Below are 4,649 nucleotides of genomic sequence, written 5' to 3'. Positions count from 1 at the left end.
GGCAGTTAGTTTCGGCTACAACCATCGAAAATGGAACTAGCCAAACAACAGATTATTCCGGCAAGCTGAAAATGATCAAGATGTTTAATAACACACATTTTGCATTCTTAAAACACAGCCTTAATCCTAAAGATACCAGCAGTTTTGATGCTGGTGGAGGAAGTTATGTACTGGATAAAGATGATTATACCGAGCATTTAGAATATTATAAAAACAAAGATTGGGAAGGCAAAACTTTTAAGTTTAAACTCGCTATCCATAAAGATACTTTGATTCAGAAAGGCATTGAGAAGGTAGAAAAAGCAGGGGTAGACCGGGTGATTATCGAAAAATACATTAAGGTAAAGTAATTAACGCAAAAGGTCGGACTCGCTCCGACCTTTGTGCTTAACAACAAAACAAATAAAAAAATTAACCTTAAAAATAAATTATAGGCTTGCCAATTCCTGGGCAAATACATTTTCACTCAATTGCTCTTGTTTGTATATCTGTCTGCCTGTGTAAGCCACAAAAACAGATTCATCCAAAAGCAAGTCGCGGTTCTTAATTAAACTCTCCAACTTAACTGTTCCAACCACATATTTATAGCTGCTTGCAGCATAACGTTCGCTGATGTTGTCAAATTCTAACAGTGTAATCAGATCTTCATCCGCATAACGTAGGTAAATCTCCAATAAAATTTCTTCCGTATGTTTTACGCCATTTTCTGAGTGGTATTTTTTATACTCGTAACGGTAATCGTAACGCAAGGCAGCAATGTCAGAAAGTACAGCAGCACCAGTAGGGTGGCCTCCGGCACCTTTACCGTAGAAAAATTGTTTATCAGCAAAAGCCGCCTGAACTGCAACTGCATTGTACTCGTTTTCTACGTTGTAAAGGAAATCATCTTTAGCTACCAGCTTCGGTAGTACATAAGTTACGATATCTTTTGTATTCACTTTACGTGCCGTAGGAACCAATTTGATTTTAAAGTTTTTCTCACGCGCATATTTAATGTCGTGGTTAGAAAGGTTCTGTATACCGATGTTTAAAATGGCATCTGGATTTACAAATAAACCATATGCGTGTGCTGTGGCAATAGCCAGTTTATATTTCGGATCGTAGCCCCCCACATCCAAAATCGGGTCGGTTTCTGCGAAACCTAAATCTTGTGCTTCTTTTAAAGCCGAGTCGTAACTTTGGTTCTCATTAAATATTTTCGACAAAATGTAATTAGATGAGCCATTAAAAATTCCACTCAAAGCATGGAATAATTCATTGTCGTAATATTCCTCCAGGTTACGGATAATTGGAATACTGCCGCAAACGGCCCCTTCGTACAATAAAGAAGTACCATACTCTTGTTGTAAATCAACCAGCTCTTTTAAGTGTGTGGCGATCATTTTTTTATTGGCAGAAACTACGTTTTTACCGTTTTTTAATGCAGTGGTTACAATTTCGTAAGCAGCATCGGCATCGTTAATTAATTCTACAATTGTATTGATCTCTGTATTGTTCAGTATTTCGTTGCGATCAGTGGTGAACAGATCTTTATTAAGGGTACGCTTCTTTCTTGGGTCTTTTATTGCAATTTTAATGATCTCCAGGTTTAGGTTCTGGCTTTGGATAATATCCAATAAACCTTGTCCTACAACACCGAAACCAAATAAACCGATTTTTAAATTCTTACTCATTGTTATTTTTGTGATTACACAGATAGATGGATTACACCGATATAGCTGTTCTTATTTTGTGATTTATTTTAAATTTTATTATGGTACCCAGTTTTTCACCTTCAACCTTTACACCCTCTACCTTTTACCTCTCTAGGCGGTATGCTGTAGTTTGATTATTTTTTTATTCCGGCTTTCTTTGATGAAGTTTCCAATTACGTTAGTCAAGGCATCTGTTTCGATTAAAAATCCATCGTGACCATAATCTGAGTGCAAGGCACTAAATTCTGCTCCTGGGATATGATCGGCCAGGTATTTTTGCTCCGATAAAGGAAACAAAACGTCATTTTCTATCCCGATTACCAAAGTATTTGCCGTAATTAATTTTAGTGCATCAGCAATGCTTTTGCGGTTACGGCCCACATTGTGGCTGTCCATTGCTTTGGTTAAATAATAATAACTGTAGGCGTTAAAACGGTTAATCAGTTTTTCTCCCTGATAATTCTGATAAGAAGAGGATCTGAAATTGTCGGTTTTATCGTTTACGCTTTCTACCTGTGTACTGCCGTAAGCACTGTAGGTTCTATAACTTAAAAGTGCAATGCTACGGGCTGTTTTTAAACCTTTGCTGCCACCGTTTGGCTGGTTGGCATAAAAAGTTCTATCGGTAGTAATGGCCAAACGCTGACTTTCGTTAAAAGCAATTCCCCATGGAGAATGGGCTGCATTAGTCGCAATCAAGATCAGGTTTTCAATTTTATTCGGCTCCGAAATACTCCACTCAACAGCTTGCTGTCCGCCTAAAGAACCTCCGATCAATAATTTAATATAATCAATGCCTAAATGCGAAGCCAATAACTGGTGTGCCGATACTAAATCGCGGATAGTAAACTGCGGAAACGAAAGGTAATAAGGTAAGCCTGTTACGGGATTAGTACTTAATGGATTTGTGCTGCCGTAATGCGAGCCTAAAACATTAGCGCAAACGATATAATGCTCTTCGGGATTGAACAAAGCATTTTCGCCGAACAAACCTTCCCACCATTCAAAAACGTCAGCATTGGCGGTAAGTGCATGGCAAACCCAAATTACATTATCTTTATTTGCATTTAATTTGCCATAAGTTTGATAAGCAACTTGCAGGTTACGGATCTTTTTTCCGCTCTCTAATTTAAACTGTTTGTTATAACTATATGTTGATGCAAAATTCCCTGAAGTGGATTTTACATTATCGTTTTTACTGTTATGCATTTTGTAATGTTGTTGTTGTTAAAAGCCCATAAAGGGGTTTAGGGTTTAGGCTTGTAAATTCTCTGCGGGAACTGTAGCATTAATGGTTGCAAATGCCTGTTCGAAATCGGCTTTAATATCATCAATATGCTCAATGCCTACCGAAACCCTCAGTGCATTCGGTTTTACTCCTGCTGCTAATTGCTCTGTTTCGCTTAATTGCTGGTGCGTTGTGGCAGAAGGCTGAATGATCAGCGTTTTTGCATCACCCACATTGGCCAGGTGCGACGCCAGTTTTAAGTTATCAATTACCTGTGATGCATTTTCTTTGCTTCCAGCTAATTCGAAAGACAAAACTGCGCCAAAACCATTGCTTAAATATTTTTTAGCCAGGTTGTTATATTTACTGCTGGCTAAGCCAGGGTACTGAACTTCTTTAACTAGTGGATGGTTTTCTAACCAGGTTGCCAATTCTAACGCATTATCTACATGGCGCTGAACGCGGAGTGATAAAGTTTCTAATCCTTGTAATAAAAGAAAAGAATTGAAAGGCGATAGGGCAGGTCCCAGATCTCTTAATCCTTCTACCCGGGCACGGATGATAAACTGGATGTTACCAAATGGTCCGCCGATACCAAAAACATCGCTGAAAACCAAACCATGATAACCTTCTGAAGGCTCAGAGAATTGAGGGAATTTCCCATTGCCCCAGTTGTAATTTCCACCGTCAACGATAACCCCGCCAATACTTGTTCCATGCCCGCCGATCCATTTAGTTGCAGATTCTACAACAATGTTGGCGCCATGTTCCAATGGTTTAAACAAATAACCTCCTGCACCAAAAGTATTGTCGACCACTAATGGTAGATCGTATTTTTTTGCAATTGCGGCAATTTTTTCGAAATCAGGCACACTAAATGCAGGGTTGCCAATGGTTTCTAAAAAGATTGCTTTTGTTTTATCGGTTATTTTACTTTCAAATTCTTCAGGTACATCTGGATTTGCAAAATCGACATGAATACCCAAGCGCTTAAAAGCTACTTTGAATTGATTATAGGTTCCGCCGTAAATGTGAGATGAAGAAACGATGCTATCACCAGCCTCCAATATGTTATTTAGTGCGATAAATTGAGCGGCTTGCCCCGATGCGACTGCTAAAGCTGCCACGCCACCTTCTAAAGCGGCAATACGTTTTTCGAAAACATCGCTGGTTGGATTCATGATCCTGGTGTAGATATTACCAAACTCTTTTAAGGCAAATAAATTGGCGCCGTGTTCTGCATTTTTAAAACCATAAGAAGTGGTTTGGTAAATAGGAACAGCTCTTGATCCTGTTGTTGGATCTATTTCCTGGCCAGCGTGCAGTTGTAAAGTTTCAAATTTATATGATGTTGACATAATTTCTATTTTTTTAGTTGATGTGATTAGATAGCAGAAATTAGGATAATCCTAAAACCTAGCAGGGCGTATCCCGGTTTCCCGGGACCTTCCAATTTGAAAGAAACAAAAAAGGAAGATTTTTAAATTACTGTATGCAACAGCACATACAAGTAAACGCACGCATATCACAACAAATAAAAGAAATAGAAGCTTGTTCTACCTTTTTAAGGTCTGTACTGGGTTCGCTTAGCGATTGAAGATTTAATGTTTTCATCAGTTCTAATTTATATCTCCAAATAACACCATGTTATCCGGTCAGGAATTGGCACCTTCTCTTTCTGAGGGTTGCCAGTGGGTCATCGAGCCAGTCTCTCGCCACTTCTTTAT

At 38.7% G+C, this 4,649-nt stretch carries 4 protein-coding genes and 1 riboswitch; of the genes, 1 reads left to right on the top strand and 3 read right to left on the bottom strand.

The genetic code is table 11. From position 1 onward, the window contains the following. Positions 1-350, top strand: a 350-nt coding sequence (locus tag AC1DPQ_RS18385; protein ID WP_477610471.1) for a hypothetical protein, incomplete at its 5' end; no start/stop codon positions are given. Between the two features lie 78 nt (positions 351-428). Here the strand turns inward: AC1DPQ_RS18385 and AC1DPQ_RS18380 are convergent. From AC1DPQ_RS18380 to AC1DPQ_RS18370, 3 genes are all read right to left on the bottom strand, one after another. Further along, positions 429-1,673, bottom strand: a complete 1,245-nt coding sequence (locus tag AC1DPQ_RS18380) for a homoserine dehydrogenase (RefSeq protein WP_477580492.1) — start codon at positions 1,671-1,673, stop codon at positions 429-431. A 132-nt stretch (positions 1,674-1,805) separates the two neighbouring features. Next, positions 1,806-2,903 (bottom strand): homoserine O-acetyltransferase family protein, encoded by a 1,098-nt coding sequence (locus AC1DPQ_RS18375; RefSeq protein WP_215127335.1) that lies wholly within the window; start codon positions 2,901-2,903, stop codon positions 1,806-1,808. 45 nt (positions 2,904-2,948) lie between these two features. Then, positions 2,949-4,280, bottom strand: coding sequence for an O-acetylhomoserine aminocarboxypropyltransferase/cysteine synthase family protein (locus AC1DPQ_RS18370; RefSeq protein ID WP_477610470.1), 1,332 nt, complete (start codon positions 4,278-4,280; stop codon positions 2,949-2,951). A gap of 263 nt (positions 4,281-4,543) precedes the next feature. Further along, a riboswitch (SAM riboswitch) is annotated at positions 4,544-4,649 on the bottom strand. This riboswitch is flagged as partial in the annotation.

It is taken from the genome of Pedobacter sp. 01T416_2 (genome assembly GCF_056398925.1).
Note: the sequence above shows the minus strand (reverse complement) of the source record. Positions and strands in the feature narration are given on the sequence as shown.

Bases quoted from the DNA above. Each gene is read 5' to 3' on its own strand.
- AC1DPQ_RS18380 (WP_477580492.1), bottom strand. From the start codon at position 1,673: ATGAGTAAGAATTTAAAAATCGGTTTATTTGGTTTCGGTGTTGTAGGA.
- AC1DPQ_RS18375 (WP_215127335.1), bottom strand. From the start codon at position 2,903: ATGCATAACAGTAAAAACGATAATGTAAAATCCACTTCAGGGAATTTT.
- AC1DPQ_RS18370 (WP_477610470.1), bottom strand. From the start codon at position 4,280: ATGTCAACATCATATAAATTTGAAACTTTACAACTGCACGCTGGCCAG.